This is a genomic window from Pseudotabrizicola sp. (assembly GCF_030656345.1).
Lineage (GTDB): Bacteria > Pseudomonadota > Alphaproteobacteria > Rhodobacterales > Rhodobacteraceae > Pseudotabrizicola.
This window is the reverse complement of the sequence record NZ_JAUSNR010000012.1, coordinates 45232-65757: the sequence shown is the minus strand read 5'-3', so window position 1 is coordinate 65757 and position 20526 is coordinate 45232. Positions and strand designations below refer to the sequence as shown.

The following is a 20526-nucleotide window of genomic DNA, read 5'->3' as shown; positions in this document are numbered from 1 at the left end:
CGCCCGGTCAGTGAAAACCACTCACGCTTGCTCAGGTTACTGGGCTGCGCGCAACTCGGTCAGAATCTGCTGAACCTGATCGACAACATCCTCACCGATGGCAGCCTTGTGCTTTTCGTAAACGACCTGCGACTTTTCCAGCATTGCAGCCTGATCTTCAGCCGAGATGGTGTTGAACTTCAGCCCGGCCTCTTCCATCTTGGCCAGCGATTTCAGGTTCAGCTCCTGAATTGCCGCCCGTTCGACATCGCGCCCGACAATGGTGCAATCGCGCAAAGCCTGCTGCTCTTCTGGCGAATAGGTGTTGAAGATTGCCTTCGAGAACAGGAACAGGAACGGCGTATAGGCGTGCCGGGTTTCGCTGATGTAGGACTGCACCTCGTAGAATTTCGAGGTGTCGATGGTCACATAGGGGTTTTCCTGTGCGTCAATCGCCTTGGTTTCCAGCGCCGAGAACACTTCGCCAAAGGACATCGGCGTGGCGTTGGCCCCGAAGTTCGAGAAGGTATCAAGGAAGATGTTGTTCTGCATCACCCGCACCTTCATGCCCTCGAAATCTTCCCATGTCTCGATGGGCCGCTGCGAGTTGGACATATTGCGGAAGCCGTTTTCCCAGTAGCCCAGGTTGACCAGTCCGACCGCATCCAGCTTTTCGTTCAGGTTTTCGCCAAATGGGCCGTCCATGACGGCATAGGCTTCTTCCGGGGTGCGGAACAGGAACGGCAGGTCAAACACGCCAAGCGCCGGTTCCATGCCGACCAGCGGCGAGGATGAGGTGACAACCGCCTCTTGCAGACCGCTGCGCACGGCTTGCGTCGCCTGCAGGTCACCGCCAAGTGCGCCGCCCCAGAAGCCCTGCATCTTCATCATGCCGCCGGTCTTTTCGTCCAGACAGACCTGCATGGCCTGCATGCCGACAGCAACCGGATGATCCTCGTTGATCCCGTTCGAGACGCGGAATGTCCGCTCGGTGAACTGGGCGAAGGCCGGGCTGGCCGCCGCAATGACCGTTGTCAGGAAAAGCGCTGTTTTCAGTGTAGAATGTTTCATAGTTTCCTCCCTAGGATTGTCGTCAATAGAACCATCTTGCCGGAATGATCACGATGCTGGGGAACGCCACCAGCAACAGGATCACCAGAATCTGGGCGATCAGGAATGGCCATACGCCCCGGATAACCTTGCCAAGCGGCACCCGGCCAACGCCGCTCACCACGTTCAGCACCACGCCCACCGGCGGCGTCAGCAAGCCGATGCAGCAGTTCATGATGAACATGACCCCGAAATAGACCGGGTCGATCCCGGCCTTGGCGACGATCGGCATCAGCACCGGCGTCAGGATCAGAATGGTCGGCGTCAGATCAAGTGCGGTGCCAACCACAAGGATCAGCAGCATCAGAACCAGCATCAACACTCTGGGGCTTTCAATCAGCGGCTCGATATAGCCGATGATTTCATTCGGAATGTTGGCCGCCGTGATCAGCCATGCGGACACCAATGCCGCGCAGACCAGAAACATGATCGCCGCCGTGGTGCGCCCGGCTGCGATCAGCACGCCAAGCAGGTCGGAAATCTTAAGCTCGCGGTAGATGACCATGCCGACGAACAGCGCATAAAAGGCGGCGATCACCGCAGCTTCGGTCGGCGTCACGACACCCATCTTGATGCCGCCCAGAATGATGACCGGCATGCCGAGCGCCCAGATCGCCCTGCCAGACGCGCGCCCTCGTTCGGCCCATCCGACCCTTGGCAATGTTTCGACATTGTCGTTGCGCGCCACGATCAGCCAGGTCACCACAAGCGAAATGCCCATCAGCATGCCCGGCACGATGCCCGCCATGAACAGCTGTGAGATGGAAACGTTGGCGGCAACGCCAAAGATGATGAAGGCCATCGACGGCGGGATCACCGGCGCAATCACCCCGCCCGCCGCGATCAGCCCTGCTGAACGCGGCACGTTATAGCCCGCCTTCGCCATCATCGGAATCAGGATCGCGGCCAGCGCGGCCGTATCCGCCGCAGCCGACCCGGAAATAGAGGCCATGATGAGCGCCGCGATAATCGCAACCAGACCAAGCCCGCCCCGGATGTGGCCAACGCAGGTAATCGCAAATTCGATGATGCGTTTGGACAACCCGCCTGCATTCATCAGCTCTCCCGCAAGGATGAAGAAGGGGATGGCCAGCAGGGTAAACGTATCGGCACCGATCAGCATGTTCTGGGCGATGATCTGGGTATTGAACATGCCCATGAAGGTCATGAGCATCACGCCGCAGAAGATCAGCGCAAAGGCCACCGGCACGCCAATGGTCATCGCCCCCAGAAGCGATACGATGAAGACCAGAAGGGTCATTCGCCGCGCTCCCCCGCCTTGACCTTGCCACTGGTGCCGTAAAGATCCTCCATCTCGCCACCGAATCCGCGGATTTCAGCTTGGGTCATGCGCCCGGAGGTCAGGCGGAAAAGCCGTTCCAGTGTGATCAGCACAATTCCGGTGCCAGTAAACAGCCCGATCCCGTAGACCCAGGCCATCGACAGGCCAGAGACCGGCGCGCTCATCGACGCGTTGATCGGCAGCTGTTTCCAGGTGCCATGCGTCAGCACAACCGCACAGCCGAGGATCATCAGGTCTGACATCCCCATCAGCACCAGCCGGCCACGGTGACCGAATTGCGCCACCACAGTTTCCATCCCCATGTGCTGACGATGGTGATAGACCACGACCGCGCCGATAAACGTCAGCCAGACAAAGGCAAAGCGTGACAGCTCGTCCGAAAGCGGGAAGCCCGAATTCATCGTGTAGCGCATGACAACGTTGACAAAGACCATCAGCGCCATGCCCGCCAGCAACAGGGCAAGCAGGATATCCAGGAACCGGAAGAAGAGCCACGACGCCCGTGTCATCTTACAGCCTTTCGCCCAGACCGCGTGCCATCAGGTTCTGCATCAGGGCGAGGGTGCCAAAGGTCCATTCCGGGCAGCGGTCGGTCCGGTCCACCCAATTGACCAGCCGCCCAAGGCGGGGCGAGGCGATTTCGACCCGGTCGCCGACCTCATGCGTAAAGCCTTGGCCCACACCGCGCCGGTCCTTCACGGGCGCAAACATTGTGCCCAGAAACAGCACCGCCCCGTCAGGGTACTGATGCGAGCGGTTCAGCAGCTGGCCCACCAGATCCACCGGGGTGCGGCTGATGGCCTGCAACGGGCTTTCGCCGGTCATGACAAACCCGTCCTGCCCTTCAACCCGCAGCAATACCGTTGTGCGGTCCAGATCATCTTGCGTGAACCCGGCATCGAACAAGCGGATGAACGGCCCGATGGCGCAGGATGCGTTGTTGTCCTTGGCCTTGCCCAGCAACAGCGCCGACCGCCCTTCGACATCACGCAAGTTCACGTCATTGCCCAGCGTTGCGCCCAGAACGGTACCGTCCGAACGGATGACCAGCACCACCTCTGGTTCCGGGTTGTTCCATTCCGACATCGGGTGAATGCCGACCAGATCGCCGCAGCCCATAGACGACATCGGCTGCGCCTTGGTGAAAATCTCGGCGTCCGGGCCGATGCCCACTTCCAGATATTGCGACCACAGGCCCATATCCTGCAGCAGCGCCTTGACCTGCCCAGCCTTTTCGGACCCTGCCTTTACGCCGCGCAGGCTGTCACCGATCACCGGGGCAAGCCGCGCCCGCACGTCTGCCGCGCGGGCAGAATCGCCACGGGCCTGCTCTTCGATGACGCGTTCCAGCATGCTGTCGGCAAAGGTAACCCCGGCCGCCTTGATCGCCTGCAGGTCGACCGGGGCCAGCAGATGCCCCGCACTGCCATCCAGAAACCCATCGAGCGGGCCAAGGTCGGTCAGCCCGTCGGTGCCAAGAACGGCGTGCAGGTCATCGCGCTCCAGCAGACCCGACATGGTGGCCGAAACGCCGGTCAGATCGAACACAGTCCCATCCCGAAGCACAACCGGGCACGGCCCGCCTTGCCGGTCCGACCAGACCCGGCCAACCAGGGTTGCGCTTGCGGCATCATCGGGCAGCAGCGCGGCAGCGCCCAGAGCGTGCAGTGAAATCAATTCAGTCTCTCCCATTCGTACCGGCGCCTCCAGCACCGGATGGCCTGACGATGTCAGACAACATGATGACTAAACCCTACTTGAGACGACTCCGGCCTGTCTACCGAATCTTTTCGGCAAACGGCGGTCAGCGGTCACAGATAGAATTCCAGCCGTAGCGCAATGCGCTCGGTCGATCCGACCATATGGGCCCGCATCGCGGCGCGCGCCCGCACCGGGTCGCGGGCGGCAATGGCATTGCGCAGTTCCGTATGCTCTCGGTTCACGATGGCCACGATTTCCGTCAGCCGGATCCGTTCGCGCGATTCGACGATGGTCTGCAGGATGCGGTCCGACACCGCGCCCAGAAACTGCACGAAGTAATCGTTTCCGGTCGCCGCCGCGATGGTGCGGTGAAAATCAAGATCCGCAACAATACCGTCGCCAGCCCCGTCATCCGTCACATTCATCCGCTGCAATGCCGCATCCAGCAGCCGCAGGTGTTCCGCGTTGTGATAGGTTGCGGCCAACCCCGCAGCCTCTATTTCCAAAGGAACGCGCAGCTGGAACAGGTCGCGAAATCCGTGCGGGTCCATCCGGCGGCGGTCATCAAGCCGGATATGACGGGTCGGGCGATCAATCACGAACGCACCAACGCCCTGACGCGTTTCGATCATGCCTTCGTTGCGCAGTTGCGCGATGGCCTCACGAATGACCGTGCGACTGACGCCTAAGGTCTTCGACATCTCATTTTCGGTGGGAAGTTTGTCGCCCGGTTTCAGGTCCCCTTCCTGAATCTGCCGCGCAAACTGGGCCGCAATCCGGGCGGGCAGATGTTCGGTGCGGCTGATCTGGTTCAGCGCCCCGCTCATCTCGGTGCTCTTCTGGTCAGCTGTCGTGGCTGGGCCTCACTCTTTGCGCGGATCATCATCAGATTTCTCTTCCCTTGATGTTTTCAGGTTATCAGACAATCATACGAACTCAAGAGGGTGGATATCTGCATAAGACCCCACGGAGGACAGACGATGCATATTCTGATCACTGGTGCCGCTGGCATGCTGGGCCGCAAGGTCACTTCGCGGCTCGTGCGCGACGGTCTGGCGGGGCGCGACGTCTCTGCGCTGACACTGGTTGATGTCATCGTGCCGGAAGCGCCCGCCGGGTTCGCCGGCAATGTTGACGCGCTGAGCGCCGATCTGTCGGCACCCGGCACCGCCCAGCGGTTGGTCGACGCACGGCCGGACATCATCTTTCATCTGGCGGCCATCGTTTCGGGCGAGGCCGAGGCCGATTTCGAAAAGGGCTACCGCATCAATCTGGACAGCACGCGCGATCTGTTTGACGCCATCCGGCGCGCGCATCTGGCCGAGGGCTACTTCCCCCGCGTGGTCTTTGCGTCGTCCATCGCGGTGATGGGTGCGCCGCTGCCGTTCCCGATTCCGGATGCGTTTCACACCACCCCGCTGACCAGTTACGGCACCCAAAAGGCGATTTGTGAGCTGTTGCTGTCCGACTATTCCCGCCACGGGTTCTTCGACGGCATCGGCATCCGCCTGCCCACGATCTGCATTCGCCCCGGCACCCCGAACAAGGCGGCGTCGGGCTTTTTCTCGAACATCCTGCGCGAACCCCTGGTGGGCAAACCCGCCATCCTGCCGGTGCCGGACAGCATCCGGCACTGGCACACCTCGCCGCGCTCTGCCGTGGGGTTCATGATCCATGCGGCGACGATGGATCTGGCAGCGGTGGGGCCGCGACGCAACCTGTCGATGCCGGGCCTGAGCGCGACGGTGGGCGAACAGATCGACGCGTTGCACCGCGTCGCGGGGGAAAGTGCCGTGGCCCTGATCCGCCGCGAACCCGATGCCACCATCACCCGCATGTGCGAAGGCTGGGCCCCCGGGTTCGAGGCCACACGCGCCCGCGCCTTGGGCTTTACCGCCGAGGACAGCTTTGACCAGATCATCCGCGCCCATATCGAGGATGAGCTGGAGGGGCAGACGTAAGGGCCAGCGCCCCCTGACTGCCACCCGCAATGAACCGACCCTGTTTAAGATCAAGGACATATCATGACCGACCCGTCGCCCCGCCGTCTTCGCTCACAGGACTGGTTCGACAATCCCGATCATGCCGATATGACCGCGTTGTATCTGGAGCGGTTCATGAATTATGGCACAACGCCCGAAGAACTTCGCTCTGGCCGGCCGATCATCGGCATCGCGCAGTCGGGCAGCGACCTGAACCCGTGCAACCGCCACCATCTGGATCTGGCCAAGCGGGTGCGCGACGGCATCCGCGACGCGGGCGGCATTGCCATCGAATTTCCCTCGCATCCGCTGTTTGAGAACTGCAAACGCCCCACCGCTGCGCTGGACCGCAATCTGGCCTATCTGGGGCTGGTTGAACTGCTCTACGGCTATCCGTTCGACGGGGTTGTGCTGACCACCGGCTGCGACAAGACCACGCCTTCGGCCATCATGGCGGCCGCAACGGTGGATATTCCGGCCATCGTTCTGTCTGGCGGGCCGATGCTGGATGGTTGGCACGAAGGGCGGCTGGTCGGGTCCGGCACGGTGATCTGGCAGTCCCGCCGGAAGTTTGCGGCGGGCGAGATCACGCGGGAGGAGTTTTTGCAGACCGCCCTCGATTCCGCCCCATCGATCGGGCATTGCAACACGATGGGCACGGCTTCAACCATGAACGCCATTGCCGAGGCGCTTGGCATGTCGCTGACCGGCTGCGCTGCCATTCCGGCGGCCTACCGCGAACGCGGGCAGGTGGCGTATCGCACCGGATTGCGGGCGGTGGAACTGGTGCGCGAAGACCTGCGCCCATCGAAGATCCTGACACGGGCGGCGTTCCTGAATGCGATCCGGGTGAACTCTGCCATTGGTGGTTCGACCAATGCGCAACCGCATCTGATGGCCATGGCGCGGCATGCAGGCGCAGAACTGCACCCCGAGGACTGGCAGACCCACGGCTATGACGTGCCGCTGCTGGCCAATGTGCAACCAGCCGGGGCCTATCTGGGCGAGCGCTTTCACCGCGCGGGGGGTGTGCCTGCGGTGATGTGGGAGTTGCTGCAGGCCGGGCTGCTGGATGGCACCTGCCCCACCGTGACAGGCACCAGCATGGCCACCAATCTGGACGGGCGCGAAGCGACCGACCGCGAGGTGATCCGCCCCTTTGACGCACCGATGATGCAGCGGGCGGGCTTTCTGGTGCTGCGCGGCAACCTGTTCGATTTTGCGATCATGAAGACCAGCGTCATTTCAGAAGAGTTCCGCGCCCGCTACCTGTCCGAACCGGGGCGCGAAGGCGTGTTCGAGGGCACCGCCTTTGTCTTTGACGGATCAACCGATTACCACGCCCGCATCAACGACCCCGCGCTGGAGATTGATGAGCGCTCCATTCTGGTGATCCGGGGTGCCGGGCCGCTTGGCTGGCCCGGCTCTGCCGAGGTGGTGAACATGCAGCCGCCGGATCGCCTGATCCAGCGCGGCATCACCAGCCTGCCCACCATCGGCGACGGACGGCAATCGGGCACGGCGGACAGCCCGTCGATCCTGAACGCCTCACCCGAAAGCGCGGCGGGCGGCGGGTTGGCCTGGCTGCGCACCGGCGACCGCATCCGGATCGACCTGAATGCAGGGCGCTGTGATATGCTGGTAGAGCCTGACGAGATTGCCAGCCGGATGAAAGAAGGGATTCCCGCCGTTCCCGCCTCGGCCACACCATGGCAGGAAATTTACCGGGCCACGGTCACCCAGCTTGTCGAGGGGGCAACCATTGAAGGGGCCGAAAAGTTTGTGCGCATCAGTGGGACTTTGCCCCGGCACAACCACTGAAGTCTGTCGCAGACAGTCGCGGATCACGCGCTGGAGACGCGAGACAAAACGGCAGGGCCCGTTGTTCAGGCCCTGCCAAATGGTATCAGCCGATGATGCCGACGAAGGTGGCCGAAGGGCGCATAACGGCGGCGACCTTCTGCTCATCGGCGTGGTAATATCCGCCCAAATCTGCCGGCGCGCCCTGTGCGGCAGCAAGTTCTGAAACGATTACCGCCTCATTTTCGGTCAGCGCCTGAGCGATTGGCGCGAAATGCGCGGCAAGCTCTGCGTCCGCAGTCTGTTCGGCCAAAGCGCGGGCCCAGTACAGCGCAAAGTAAAAGTGGCTGTCGCGGTTGTCTTTCTGGCCCACCTTGTACTGCGGCGAATGGTTGTGATCCAGCACGCCCTGAGTGGCCACATCCACCGCATCGCCCAGCACGCGCGCCTTGGCGTTGCCTTTGGCATCCGCCAGAAACTTCAGGCTTTCCCCCAGTGCGCAGAATTCGCCAAGGCTGTCCCAGCGCAGGTGATTTTCCTCAACCAGCTGCTGCACATGCTTGGGGGCCGACCCGCCGGCACCGGTTTCGAACATGCCGCCCCCGTTCATCAGCTTGACGATCGACAGCATCTTGGCGCTGGTTCCCAGTTCCAGAATCGGGAACAGGTCGGTCAGATAGTCGCGCAGCACGTTGCCGGTGACCGCGATCGAGGTTTCGCCCTTGCGGATGGTTTCCAGCGACAGGCGCGTCGCTTCGCGCGGGGCAAGGATCTGGAACCTGTCTGCCGCACCCGCCGCTGCCAGCAGGGGTTTGACATAGGCGATAAGCTGGGCGTCATGTGCCCGCGTCTCATCCAGCCAGAAGATCGCCTGACAGTTTTCGGCCTTCTGGCGTGCAATGGCCAGGGTGACCCAATCTTCAATCGGGGCTTTGCGGGTGGAAGCGGCCCGCCAGATATCGCCGGCCTCAACGCTATGCTGGTGGATGATATCGCCGTTTTCCAGCACCATCCGGACCGTGCCGTCCGAAGGGATCAGGAAGGTGGTCGGGTGTGATCCGTATTCTTCGGCCTTCTGCGCCATCAGACCGACGTTCTGCACCGTTCCCGCCGTTGACGGATCAAGCGCACCGGTTTCCTTGAAGTACCGGATCGTCTCGTCATAAACCGGGGCATAACTGCTGTCGGGTATCACGCAATTGGTGTCGGCAGCCTTGCCATCAGGGCCGTAGCCCTTGCCGCCCGCCCGGATCAGCGCCGGGATCGACGCATCGATGATCACGTCCGACGGCACGTGCAGGTTGCTGATGCCCCGGTCGGAGTTGACCATATACATCGGCGCGCGCTCGGCGATCACCGCATGGATCTGGTCGGCGATGGCCTTGCCGTCCGGCATCTCGGCCACGCGTTCAAGCATCGCGCCAAGGCCGGAATTGGCATCAACCCCGGCGGCGGCAAGGGCCGGGCCATGCGCGTCGAATACGGGTTTCAGGAACTGACGGACCGCGTGGCCGAAAATGATCGGGTCAGAGACCTTCATCATGGTGGCCTTCAGGTGGATGGAAAACAGCACCCCCATCTGCTTTGACGCGTCGATCTGTTCGGCCAGAAACGCATCAAGGGCCTTGGCCGACATGAACGTCGCATCCACCACAGTCCCGGCGGGGTAGGACAGTTTGTCTTTGAGCACGGTCACCGTGCCATCTGCGGCCACATGCTCAATCCGGGCCGCTCCGGCCTGCGCCTCGGTCAGGGTGACCGAGGTTTCATTCGACCGGAAATCGCCCGAGGTCATGGTGGAGACGCAGGTCTTGCTGTCTGCCGACCATTTGCCCATCGAATGCGGATTGGCTTTTGCGTAGTTCTTGACCGCAACCGCTGCGCGGCGGTCAGAGTTGCCTTCGCGCAGGACCGGGTTCACGGCAGAGCCTTTGATCGCATCAAACCGGGCGCGTGCGGCTTTTTCCTCGGCGGTCTGCGGATCTTCGGGATAGTCGGGAATGTCGTAGCCCTGCGACTGCAATTCCTTGACCGCGGCGATCAGTTGCGGGGCAGAGGCCGAGACATTGGGCAGTTTGATGACATTGGCATCCGGCGTTTTTACCAGCTCTCCCAGTTCTGCCAGATCATCGGGCTGCTTTTGCGCCGCTGTCAGCCGGTCCGAAAACGCGGCAATGATCCGGCCTGCAAGCGAGATGTCCTTGACCCCCACGGAAACGCCCGCTGCAGACGCAAAGGCCCGGATGATCGGCAAGAGCGAGGCCGAAGCAAGCTGCGGCGCTTCGTCAACCTTGGTGTAGATGATGTCGGGAGTGGAATTGGCCATGGCGTGAACCTGTCTTGTTGTGGTGCGGATATTGTGACCTTGGGTTAGCAGCATGCGGCGGGCACGTCACGCCCGGCCTTTGCTGCACGGCCAATTTTAGGCGCATCCTGGCAATCGCCTCAACAGAGCCCTGAAGCGCCGCCGTGCGCGGGCGCCTGCGCCGGAATGAACCTGATTGATTTGCAGGCCGCAATCTGTGACCAAGAAGCCGCCGAACAACAAAGTGTCGCCATGTCAGACTATGCTTTCAATCCACCGCCCCTCGTGACCCTTCCAGTTGAGGGGTCTGACGCGCTGTTCCCCGTTCGGCGGGTCTATTGCATCGGTCGCAACTATGCCGCCCATGCGATCGAAATGGGCCACGATCCCAACCGCGAACCGCCGTTCTTCTTTCAGAAAAACCCCGACAATCTGACCACAGGCAACACTTTCCCCTATCCCGATCAGACCAACGACGTGCATCATGAGATCGAGATGATTGTCGCGCTGAAATCGGGCGGCAAGACTATTGCGCCGGATAAAGCTCTGAATCACGTTTTTGGCTACGGGGTCGGGCTGGACATGACGCGGCGCGATCTTCAGGGCGTGGCCAAGGAAATGGGCCGCCCGTGGGAAATTGGCAAAGCCTTTGAAGGCTCGGCCCCGGTCAGCGCTTTGCGTCCGGTGTCAGATGTGGGCCATCCCGCTGCGGGATTGGTCCAGCTTAAAGTCAATGGCGCGGTAAAACAGACCGGGGATCTGAACCAGATGATCTGGAAAGTGCCGGAAATGATCTCGTATCTGTCGGATTTCTTTGAACTGGCAGCGGGTGATGTGATCATGACCGGCACGCCGTCCGGGGTTGGTCCTGTCGTGCGCGGCGACGTGATGGAGTGTCATGTCGCGGGCGTCGGTGACCTGAAAATCACTGTTGTCTGAAGGCAGACTGGCAGCCTGAAAAGGCTGACAGCGCCTCTGTCATCCCGCCGGATCGGGCAATATCATCAGCTCGATACAGCTTACCTGCCCCTCCCCCAGATACAGACTGTTCACAGCGATGCGCGTCCGGCGTGAGGTGCCTTCCGGCTCGCCTGTGTTCGGGTTGATGTCGTATTTTGGAAAATTCGACGATGAAATATCCAGCCGGAGCCGATGCCCCCTGGCAAAGCGGTTGGCCGTGGCAAAGGGGGTAATGGTGATGTCGAACGCCCCCTCATCCACCGCAACCGGCGCTGGCGCGTCAAACCCCTTGCGATAGCGCACCCGGAAAATCCCGTCGGTGATGTTCAGCGCATAGCCGCGCGGATAGTCGGCACAGGGCGGGTAGACATCCACCAGCTTGGCGGTGAAATCCGTGTCAGGCGCATCGGTCGAAACCCGCAGGCGCACGGTCACCGGGCCAACGATCACCATGTCCTTTTCCAAAGGTGCCGTCTCAAAGCTCAGTACATCCGGCCTTGCGGTCAGCGGCATCCCCGGCATGGTACAGCCAAAGATGCCCTCTGCCTCTACCTGATCGAAGCCGCCGCCGGCAAAGATCGGTTCGCCCGATGTCAGCGATCCGCCGATGGTCGGCACCGGGTTGCGTGGGTCGTAATCATAGGACAGCACCGCTTGCGTGCCCGGAACGTCACCAAGACTCATGTCCGCCCGCATATGCAGGGTCATCGGCATTGCGTCCGGCACCGGCCAGTCGGTCGTTTCAATCCAGCGGCCGCCATGGTCAAGATGCCCGGCGGGGGTTTTGCCGCCCGATCCGCCGCCCATCACGAACAGATGCACCCGTCCGTCAAGCACGCGTTCCGGTTCATCCTTGAGCCATCGGGCGAAGAATTTCAGCCGGTAGGCCAGCCAGTCGCTATCGACCTGCCCGTCAAAAACGGCGGCTGCGCCGAAATCGACGTCACCAAAAACGCGCTCTGACCTGTCGCCATGGGTCCATGGCCCCATGATCAGCGACAAGGGCCGCTCGGCGTCCCCTTTCAGCCCGGTATAATTCTCCAGCGTGGTCTGCACATAGGCGTCATACCAGCTCGACATGAAAATGATCGGCACCTTGGGGAAGCTGGCATAGTGTCCCGCCGCCCATAGCCCGGTCTTTTTCCAGAAGTCGTCAAAGGTGCCGTGCAGCCACTGGTCCAGCAGATAGGCTTCGTAATCCGGGTCCCATTTCACCGGCGAGCGGCCCTTGGTCCAGGGTGTCCGGGTCATCCAGCCGGCCAGATCCTCGGCCTCGATCGCGCGCAGGATGGCGGGATCGGCGGCGGCAAGCGGGCTTTCCATCGCGCGGTTATAGGCCCATGTCACCTGCTTCATCTCCAGCGCGCCACCCTGACGGATGCCGCAGGTGAAGGCATTGGAAAAGCCGCCGGAATCCACCGCCATGCAGGCAAGTCCGGGCGGGTTCAGGCAGGCCAGTGCAATCTGCACATGCGCGTCATAGCTAAGTCCCATGGTGCCGATGCGCGAGTTGGTCCAGGGCTGGGCGTCGATCCAGACCATGGAGTCATAGCCATCTTCGGCTTCGTTCACATATTTCGTGAACGTGCCTTCCGACCCATAGCGGCCACGGCAATCCTGCCAGATGACGACATAGCCCTCCCGCACCAGCAATCGGGCCAGTTCCGGCCGACTATAGGCCGTGGGGCGCGCCACGGACAATTCTGTCCGCGGCGTGCCTGATTTGTCATATGGCGTGCGTTCGAAGATCACCGGCAGCGGTGTTTCGACCGGGTGGCCACCCTTCGCCGGGCGATAAATGTCGGTGGCAAGATGCACACCATCGCGCATCGGGATCATCACATTGCGATGGACGACGATGCCGTCTTCCACCAGCTCTGCGGGCGAGAGGGCGACCTGCAGGTTCATTCCGCGCTCCGCACTTCCTGTGGCAGGGTGTCTTCGGAAAGGCCGGCCGAGATTTCCAGCCCGTCTTTCATGCCCCAGTGAATGACCTGCCAGTACAATGGAACCACCGGAGTTTCGGCAAAGACAAGGCGGGTGGCGTCTTCCAGCAGGGTGATGCGCGTGGCTTCGTCGAATTCCTGATTGGCGGCGTTGATGGCCGCATCAAATTCCGCGTTCGAGAAGCGGGCGCGGTTGAAAGCCCCAACCCCGGCCTCTGCGTCATATGTGTGCAGCAGGGCCTGAAGGCTTGGTCCCGATGTCGGGGTTGATGACCCCAGCGAAAAGACGAAGGCGCCATAATCGCCCGCCGTCGCCGCCTTGGAATAGACGTTGTAAGGGAAGACCTGCACCCCGTTCACCTTGAGTCCGCCACGCGTCAGCATCTGGCCAAGCGCCTGCGCCAGATCGGCATCGCCCGGAAAGCGGTCGTTCGACGAATAGATCGTGATGCCAAACCCTTCCGGATACCCGGCTTCTGCCAACAGGGCGCGGGCCTGATCCGGATCTGGCTGGTCCGGCGTGACATCAGCGGCATGGCCGCCAAGTACGTCAGGCACAAGCTGCCCCGCAGCGACCCCCGAACCGCCGAGAATGCGGTCAACGATCAGCTGCCGGTCGATCATCAGCGACACCGCCTTGCGGACCCGCGCGTCCTTGAACGGGTTTTCAGCCAATGGCTGTCCGTTCAGATCAGTTACCCCCGGCGCGGTATCGCCCCGCATCGACAGGCCCAGATAGATGATGCGGCCCGATTGCGCGGAGTAAACCTTGAACCCGGTGCTGTTTTCAATCGTGGCAACGTCGGTCGGCGGCACTGCGTCAATCACATCCACAGCGCCGGACAGCAGGGCCGCAACCCGTGCGGCATCGTTCGAGATAAAGCGGACCTGCACATCCTTGAATTCCGGCGCATCGCCGTAAAATCCGTCATAGGCCTGCAGTTCCAGCGTCTCACCCGGGGTCCACGACAGGAACTTGTAGGGCCCGGTGCCGACGGCCACGTCTGCGGTCATGAAATCTTCGCTCGCCCGGCCTTCGGCTGCAGCTTTCGAAATGATGAACACCCGGCCAATGTCTTCCAGCAAGGTGGGGGCCGGGGCGTTGGTGGTGATGCGGAGGGTCAGGTCATCCACCTTTTCCATGCTGGCCACCGCAGAGACCTGATCGGTATAAGGCGCGGGTGAATTCGGGACTTCATCGGCGCGGTCCAGCGAGAAGATCACATCATCGGCGGTGAAGGGCGATCCGTCGTGAAAGGTCACGCCTGACCGCAGCTTGATCTCCCACGTGGTGGGGTCGATGTTTTCCCAGCTTTCCGCAAGTCCGGGGCTTACCTGCAGGTTCGAGTCGAACTCGACCAGCCGCCCGAAAATCATGGTCGAGGTCATCTGGTTGTTGCCCGTGCGCGAAAACTGGGGATCAATCGACGATTGCTCGCTGGAACGGCCAATCGTCAGATCCTGCGCATAGGCCGGCAAGGCCGTTCCACTCAGCAACGCCACAAGGGCGGCGGATTTCATGAAGGTCATAGGTCTTCTCCCTGCTTTTCGGTTTGTGTCTGGATCTGGATGTCAGTCGGAAGCCGCCCCTGTCCGTCATTCAGGTGGCAGGCGGTACGATGGTTGGCCGCAACCTCCACCAGCGGCGGGCGAGTGGTGCTGCAGATCTCCATCGCGAACGGGCAGCGCGGATGGAAATGGCAGCCCGAGGGCGGGTTCACGGGCGAAGGGATTTCGCCCTTCACCGGCGAAAAGCTGCGGGCCCGCCGGTCGAGTCGCGGTATTTCGTGCAGCAGTGCCTCGGTATAGGGGTGTCGCGGCGTGTCAAAGATTGCATCGGTCGGCGCTTCCTCCACCACCCGGCCCAGATACATGATGACCACGCGGTCCGAGATGTGGCGCACGACTGACAGATCATGGCTGATGAACAGCAGCGTCAGCCCCAGTTCGGCCCGCAACTGCATGAACAGGTTGATCACCTGCGCCTGAATCGACACGTCAAGTGCTGCGATGCTTTCATCGCAGATCAGGAAATCGGGGTTCACCGCCAGCGCCCGGGCAATGCCGATGCGTTGCCGCTGCCCGCCGGAAAACTGGTGCGGGTAGCGATCCGCCATCGCCGGATCAAGCCCGACCCGTGCCAGCAGATCCTCGACCAGTGCGCGCGTATTGGCGCGGGACACGAGGCCGTGGACACGGGGTGCTTCACCGATAATCTCGCGCACCCGTTTGCGCGGGTTCAGCGATGACATCGGGTCCTGAAAGATGATCTGCGTCGCAAGGCGCATATCCCGCGCCGCCTGTCCCCGAAGCTGCGAGATGTCCTTGCCATCATGTTCGACCCGGCCCGCAGTGGGCGGCAGCATTCCGGCGATCACGCGGCCAAGCGTAGACTTGCCGCAGCCGGATTCGCCGACCAGCCCCACCACCTCGCCCTTGCGCACCTCCAGATCCACGGCATCAAGGGCATGAACGGCGGGTGGCGGTGACGCTATGCCAAGCCGGATGGCCAGCCGGTCGGCAAAATCGGTCTTGCGTTGAAACTGTTTGGTAACCGCAACAGCGCGCGCCACGGGTGCAGGTGTATCCGTCATATGCGCCCCCCGGCCTGATCCTGCAGCGGATGGAAACAGCGCCAGCCATGGCCACCGGCAAGGGTTTCCTGCGGTTCGGTCTTGCAGATTTCGGTCGCATGGGCGCAGCGCGGGCGGAACGGGCAGCCTTCGGGGCGGCCAAGCGGCGGTGGGGCCGACCCCGGAATCTGCCGCAACGGCTGGCCACGCACATTGGCCATCGGCGTCGAGCCGATCAGCCCGGCGGTATAGGGGTGGCGGGGGGTATCGAGCACCTCGTCAATGGTGCCACGTTCGACAATCCGGCCCGCATACATCACCGCCACCCGCTGCGCGAGCGCGGCCACGACGCCAAGATCATGGCTGATCCAGATCAGCCCCATCCCCATTTCCGCCGCCAGCTTCTGCACCTCGGCCAGAATCTGGCTTTGAATGGTGACATCCAGCGCCGTTGTGGGTTCATCCGCGATGATCAGGTCAGGTTCGTGCAGAAGCGCGATGGCAATCGCCACGCGCTGCCGCATCCCGCCGGAAAATTCATGCGGATAGGCGTCGATCCGCTCTGCCGGGCGCGGAATACCCACTTTGCCAAGCGCCTCGACAGCGCGGGCCCGCGCTTCGGCATGGCTGACGTTGCGATGCGCGCGCACGGTCTCGATCATCTGCGTGGCAATGCGCAGAACCGGGTTCAGCGTCATCATCGGGTCCTGAAAGATCATCGCGATCCGGTCGCCGCGCAATGACCGCAGCCGTGCCGGGGACGCCGTGCGCAGGTCTTCGCCGTTGAACTCGATCCGCCCCTCGACCACGCGGCCGGGTGGGTCCACCAGCCCGATCAGCGAAAAGCCGGTCACGGATTTCCCCGATCCGCTTTCGCCGACCAGCCCCAGAATCTCGCCCCGGCGCAGGTCCAGATCGACACCGTCAACAGATTTAACCATGCCCTTGGGTGTGTCGAACCAGGTCTTCAGCCCTTCGACCTTCAGCAACGGTGCGGTCATGTTTCCAGCCTCGGGTTCAGCACTTCGCGCAGCCGGTCACCGACGATGTTGACCGAGAACACGATGGCAAGCAGCAGCAGCCCCGGATAGACGCTCATCCAGTACAACCCGGCCAGCATCACCTGATAACCATTGGCGATCAGTAGCCCGAGTGAAGGTTCAGTGATCGGCAGCCCGATCCCGAGGAATGACAGCGTGGCTTCGGCGGCAATAGCATTCGCCACCTGAATGGTGCCGATCACGATCAGCGGCGGCAAACAGTTGGGCAGGATATGCGCCGCCAGAATACGCGCGGGCGACAGCCCAAGGCAGCGCGCGGCCTCGACATAATCTTTGCCGGTCTCAACCAACGCGGCCCCCCGGACGGCGCGGGCGAAATAGGCCCATTGCACGAAAACCAGCGCAAGGATCACCTTCCACGTGCCCTGCCCAAAGACCACAAGGATCATCAGCGCGACAAGGATGGTGGGAAAGCCCAGCATCAGATCGACGAACCGCATGATAAAGGCATCCAGACGCCCACCGGCGTAGGCCGCGATCAGCCCAAGCGTCGTGCCGACCAGCAGCGCCAGAAGCCCGGATGTCAGGCCGACCGCAAGGCTGGTGCGCAGCCCGTACAACATCGCAGACAGCATATCGCGGCCTTGCGTATCGGTCCCCAGCCAGAAGGTCATTCCCGACAGGCTTTCACTGCCCGGCGGCAGGCGACCGTCGAAGAAATCAATGGCCGCAAGGTCATAGGGGTTCTGCGGCGCGATCAGCGGTGCCAGCAGCGCCGCCGCGATCAAGGTCACGCAGACAAGCGCCGCCGCGGTGGCCTTCGGGCTGGCAACAATGCCGCGCAGGATACGCGCAAACATGGTGTCGCCTGAAAACAACGCCACGCTCATGCCCGGCCCCGGATGCGCGGGTCGAGCAGGGAATACAGCACATCGACAAGGAAGTTGATGGCGATGAACATCGCAACGATGACCAGAATATAGGCCACCACCACTGGCCGGTCGAGCGCGTTGATGGAATCGATGATCAGCTTGCCGACGCCGGGCCATGCAAAGATCGTCTCTGTCACCACAGCAAAGGCAATCAGCGATCCGAACTCAACCCCGATGACCGTGACAATGGGGATCAGAATGGTCTTGAACACGTGCACGAACAGGATACGCCGTTCGCTTAAGCCCCGCGCGCGGGCGAATTTGATGAAATCCAGCGGCATGGTTTCCTGCACGCCGGTCCGCGTCAGCCGGATCACCAGCGCAATTTGGGCCAGCGCAAGATTTGTGGCCGGCAGGATCAGATGGGTAAACCCGTCCCATGTGGCAAAACTTGTGCGGATGCCAAAGATCGTGCCGGTCTGGCCCCGCCCTGTCGATGGCAGCCAGCCCAGCCAGACCGAGAAAATCATCACCAGCATCATGCCTTGCCAGAAATTCGGCAGCGAAAAGCCAAGGATGGACCCGGTCATCACGCTTTCATCCACCACCGTCCCCGGTCGGGTGCCCGCCCAGAGCCCGAGCGGCAGGCCGATCGCCAGCGACAGCACAAGTGCGGTAATCGTCAGCTCCAGCGTTGCGGGCAGACGTTCAAAGATAACGGTCAACGCAGGACGGTTGAAGACAAACGAATTGCCGAAATCGCCGGTCAGCGCCGAGCCGAGAAAGGTGAAGTACTGCACCGGCAACGGCGCATCGAGGTTGAGCGATGCCGCCACCTGTGCCCGTTCTGCCGCTGTGGCATCCCCCGGCAACAAGATCTCCAGCGGGTCACCGATGGCATAGACGCCCAGAAACACGATCAGCGAGGTGACCAGCAGCACCATCACTGCCTGAATCAGCCGCCGGAAGATAAAGACGGTCATGTCCTGACCATCCGTTGACGCGCCTGCGCCGACGTCAGAGTGGATGCCATTTTGGGTGTTACCTTCCCGTTGCAATCCGACATTGCAGAACGATTCGCGACTATGCAAGACTATGAAGATTGCCGGTTACCCTATGATGGATTCGCATAGATGCACCTGAGCCTTCTGGAGACATTCCGTGCCGTGGTTGAAAAGGGCACCACTCAGGCCGCCGCGCAGGCGCTTGGCCTGTCGCAATCTGCCGTCAGCCGCCGCATCGCGCAGCTGGAAGAGGATCTGGGCCTGCAGCTTTTTGTGCGGGACCGGGGTCGTCTGATTGCCACGCGCGAAAACCAGCTGTTGCAGGCGCAAATCGCCGGGCTTGTCGACCACGGTGCGCGGCTGACCCAGCGCGCGGCGGAGCTGAAGGTCGGCAATTATGCGACCGAGATGCTGCGCGTGGCGTTTCCGGCCAGCCTGACCATATCGATCGTGCCGGCCATTCTGGCAGAATTTCTTGAACGCAATGAACGGGTTCAGGTTGAGCTGCACACCGGGGCCTATGACACGATAGAGCGGATGGTGCTGGATGAACGGGCAGAAGTCGGATTTCTGCGGATGCCGACACAGCGCTCGGGGCTGGATACAACGCCCGTGATCGAAGTACCAACCGTTTGCGTGATGCCGCGGGGTCACCCCCTTGCCGACCGCAAGGAGGTCTCGATCAGTGATCTTCACGCCGTGCCGCTGATCCTTCTGGGCCGCATGCGCCTGCCCCGGCGTGATATCGACGAAGCGTTCTGGGAAGTCGGAATGCGCCCGCTGGTGCGGGTCGAGGCGCATTCCGTGCAGTCGGCCTGCGCGCTGGCCGCGCGCGGGCTTGGCGTGACGCTGGTCAACGAGTTGATGGCGCGCGACTTCGCCCATTTGCCCATCGAAATCCGGCCACTGCGCGAACGGCTTTTGCATCGTTTCGCCTTCGCCGTGACCGATGGCATTCCGCCGACAGAAATCGCGCGGCAGTTCATTGAAACCAGCATCGCGCGGTTCCGCAGCCTGTTGGCAGAAGACCAGACGTCCCGTTGAGGCAGCTGGAATGCCACCCTTCACCATAGGGCGTCACTGTGTGACGCAAAGACCGGCGACCGGATTCACTCTGGCGCGTCGTAACGGGTGCAACAGCCGGTTTTCGCTATGATCCCGAGATCATAGCCGCCAGATCACCGCCCAGACGGCTGGTTGGATCGGCAAGCGCCAGCAGGATGCTCAGGTGGTTCAGGCCGGGTTCTTCGTGCAGGGTGCAGGGCTGACCATTGTGGTCGAGCAGGCTGGCGAAGGCGCGGGCCTGATCGTGAAACGGCGCGGTTTCCTGTGCGCCACGGGTGATGGTTCTGGAAGGTCCGGGCCGTTGTGCAGCGGTCAGCGGCGACCAGTCTTTGGCCTCCTGTGCGGTCATACCGGCCTCGTCTTTCAGAAAGCTGGAGGGGATGTCCGACAGGTCATAGATTCCGCTGACCATCAGAATCGCGCGGACCGCTGGAAACTCGGGCGCAGGAGGATCTTTTGGGCCATGGGCGGCAAGGTAGCTGGCCAGATGCGCACCAGCGGAATGACCGCTGACGGTAAATCGCGCGGGATCGGCCCCAAGCGTGGGGGCAATCGCCAGCACATGCTGGGCCGCACGGCGGATCTGGGCCACGACAGGCCCCAGCCGGGTGGCGGGCAGCAGGCCATAGCCCACGATCACGGCGACCCCCCCAACCGCATGAACGGGCACCGCGACAAGGTGATGGTCGGCCTTGTTTCCCGACCGCCAATAGCCGCCGTGGATGAACATATGCACCGGCGCGCCGTTCCGCAGAGTCGGGGGCAACAGAATATCCATCCGCGCCCGTGGTTCCCGGCCATAGGCCACATCGGCCTGCACGGTCACCCCTGCGGCAAATTCATGGGACCGTGCCGCAATTTCAGCCATCAGCGCATCGAAATCCGGAATGAAATCGCGGTTCCGGTACAGATCCTGTGCCATGCG

Annotated in this window: 17 protein-coding genes; 4 read left to right on the top strand and 13 right to left on the bottom strand. The window is 62.1% G+C overall.

Going from position 1 to position 20526, the window contains the following annotated elements; genetic code table 11:
- Window positions 1-36: 36 nt before the first annotated feature.
- The 5 genes from Q7J44_RS07080 to Q7J44_RS07060 form a co-directional block, all read right to left on the bottom strand.
- Window positions 37-1050: a TRAP transporter substrate-binding protein gene (locus tag Q7J44_RS07080; protein ID WP_304878401.1), complete on the bottom strand. Its 1014-nt coding sequence runs from the start codon at window positions 1048-1050 to the stop codon at window positions 37-39.
- Between the two features lie 22 nt (window positions 1051-1072).
- Window positions 1073-2350, bottom strand: coding sequence for a TRAP transporter large permease (locus Q7J44_RS07075; protein WP_304878399.1), 1278 nt, complete (start codon window positions 2348-2350; stop codon window positions 1073-1075).
- Window positions 2347-2901 (bottom strand): TRAP transporter small permease, encoded by a 555-nt coding sequence (locus Q7J44_RS07070; protein ID WP_304878397.1) that lies wholly within the window; start codon window positions 2899-2901, stop codon window positions 2347-2349. The genes Q7J44_RS07075 and Q7J44_RS07070 overlap by 4 nt, the downstream gene beginning before the upstream one ends.
- A gap of 1 nt (window position 2902) precedes the next feature.
- A complete protein-coding gene (locus tag Q7J44_RS07065) occupies window positions 2903-4084 on the bottom strand; it encodes a fumarylacetoacetate hydrolase family protein (protein ID WP_304878395.1) in 1182 nt (393 codons plus the stop codon).
- Window positions 4085-4203: 119 nt separating this feature from the next.
- A complete protein-coding gene (locus tag Q7J44_RS07060; RefSeq protein WP_304878393.1) occupies window positions 4204-4920 on the bottom strand; it encodes a FadR/GntR family transcriptional regulator in 717 nt (238 codons plus the stop codon).
- A gap of 153 nt (window positions 4921-5073) precedes the next feature.
- On the opposite strand from Q7J44_RS07060, the gene denD reads away from it, so the two are divergent.
- Both denD and Q7J44_RS07050 read left to right on the top strand, forming a co-directional pair.
- Entirely contained in the window at window positions 5074-6054 is a 981-nt protein-coding gene (gene denD, locus Q7J44_RS07055) for a D-erythronate dehydrogenase (RefSeq protein ID WP_304878391.1), read from the top strand.
- Between the two features lie 63 nt (window positions 6055-6117).
- Window positions 6118-7896: an IlvD/Edd family dehydratase gene (locus Q7J44_RS07050; protein ID WP_304878389.1), complete on the top strand. Its 1779-nt coding sequence runs from the start codon at window positions 6118-6120 to the stop codon at window positions 7894-7896.
- An 85-nt stretch (window positions 7897-7981) separates the two neighbouring features.
- On the opposite strand, the gene Q7J44_RS07045 is transcribed toward Q7J44_RS07050, so the two are convergent.
- A complete protein-coding gene (locus Q7J44_RS07045) occupies window positions 7982-10201 on the bottom strand; it encodes an NADP-dependent isocitrate dehydrogenase (RefSeq protein WP_304878387.1) in 2220 nt (739 codons plus the stop codon).
- Between the two features lie 231 nt (window positions 10202-10432).
- Between Q7J44_RS07045 and Q7J44_RS07040 the strand changes: the two genes are divergently transcribed.
- A complete protein-coding gene (locus tag Q7J44_RS07040; RefSeq protein WP_304878385.1) occupies window positions 10433-11119 on the top strand; it encodes a fumarylacetoacetate hydrolase family protein in 687 nt (228 codons plus the stop codon).
- 39 nt (window positions 11120-11158) lie between these two features.
- On the opposite strand, the gene Q7J44_RS07035 is transcribed toward Q7J44_RS07040, so the two are convergent.
- The 6 genes from Q7J44_RS07035 to Q7J44_RS07010 are packed head-to-tail and all read right to left on the bottom strand — an operon-like array spanning window position 11159 to window position 18515.
- A complete protein-coding gene (locus tag Q7J44_RS07035; RefSeq protein WP_304878383.1) occupies window positions 11159-13048 on the bottom strand; it encodes a CocE/NonD family hydrolase in 1890 nt (629 codons plus the stop codon).
- Complete coding sequence (locus Q7J44_RS07030) at window positions 13045-14616, bottom strand: ABC transporter substrate-binding protein (protein ID WP_304878381.1); 1572 nt, start codon at window positions 14614-14616, stop codon at window positions 13045-13047. The genes Q7J44_RS07035 and Q7J44_RS07030 overlap by 4 nt, the downstream gene beginning before the upstream one ends.
- A complete protein-coding gene (locus tag Q7J44_RS07025; protein WP_304878379.1) occupies window positions 14613-15680 on the bottom strand; it encodes an ABC transporter ATP-binding protein in 1068 nt (355 codons plus the stop codon). Before Q7J44_RS07025 ends, Q7J44_RS07030 begins: the two co-directional genes overlap by 4 nt.
- Window positions 15677-16660, bottom strand: a complete 984-nt coding sequence (locus Q7J44_RS07020) for an ABC transporter ATP-binding protein (protein WP_304878377.1) — start codon at window positions 16658-16660, stop codon at window positions 15677-15679. The genes Q7J44_RS07025 and Q7J44_RS07020 overlap by 4 nt, the downstream gene beginning before the upstream one ends.
- Window positions 16657-17550 carry an ABC transporter permease gene (locus Q7J44_RS07015; RefSeq protein WP_304878375.1) on the bottom strand — a complete coding sequence of 298 codons (894 nt, stop codon included), beginning with the start codon at window positions 17548-17550 and terminating at the stop codon, window positions 16657-16659. Before Q7J44_RS07015 ends, Q7J44_RS07020 begins: the two co-directional genes overlap by 4 nt.
- On the bottom strand, window positions 17547-18515 hold the full coding sequence (locus Q7J44_RS07010; protein WP_304878373.1) for an ABC transporter permease: 969 nt from the start codon (window positions 18513-18515) through the stop codon (window positions 17547-17549). Before Q7J44_RS07010 ends, Q7J44_RS07015 begins: the two co-directional genes overlap by 4 nt.
- 150 nt (window positions 18516-18665) lie before the next feature.
- On the opposite strand from Q7J44_RS07010, the gene Q7J44_RS07005 reads away from it, so the two are divergent.
- Complete coding sequence (locus tag Q7J44_RS07005) at window positions 18666-19580, top strand: LysR family transcriptional regulator (RefSeq protein ID WP_304878371.1); 915 nt, start codon at window positions 18666-18668, stop codon at window positions 19578-19580.
- 106 nt (window positions 19581-19686) lie between these two features.
- Here Q7J44_RS07005 and Q7J44_RS07000 read toward each other — a convergent pair whose 3' ends face one another.
- Window positions 19687-20523, bottom strand: coding sequence for an alpha/beta hydrolase (locus tag Q7J44_RS07000; RefSeq protein ID WP_304878369.1), 837 nt, complete (start codon window positions 20521-20523; stop codon window positions 19687-19689).
- Window positions 20524-20526: the final 3 nt, after the last annotated feature.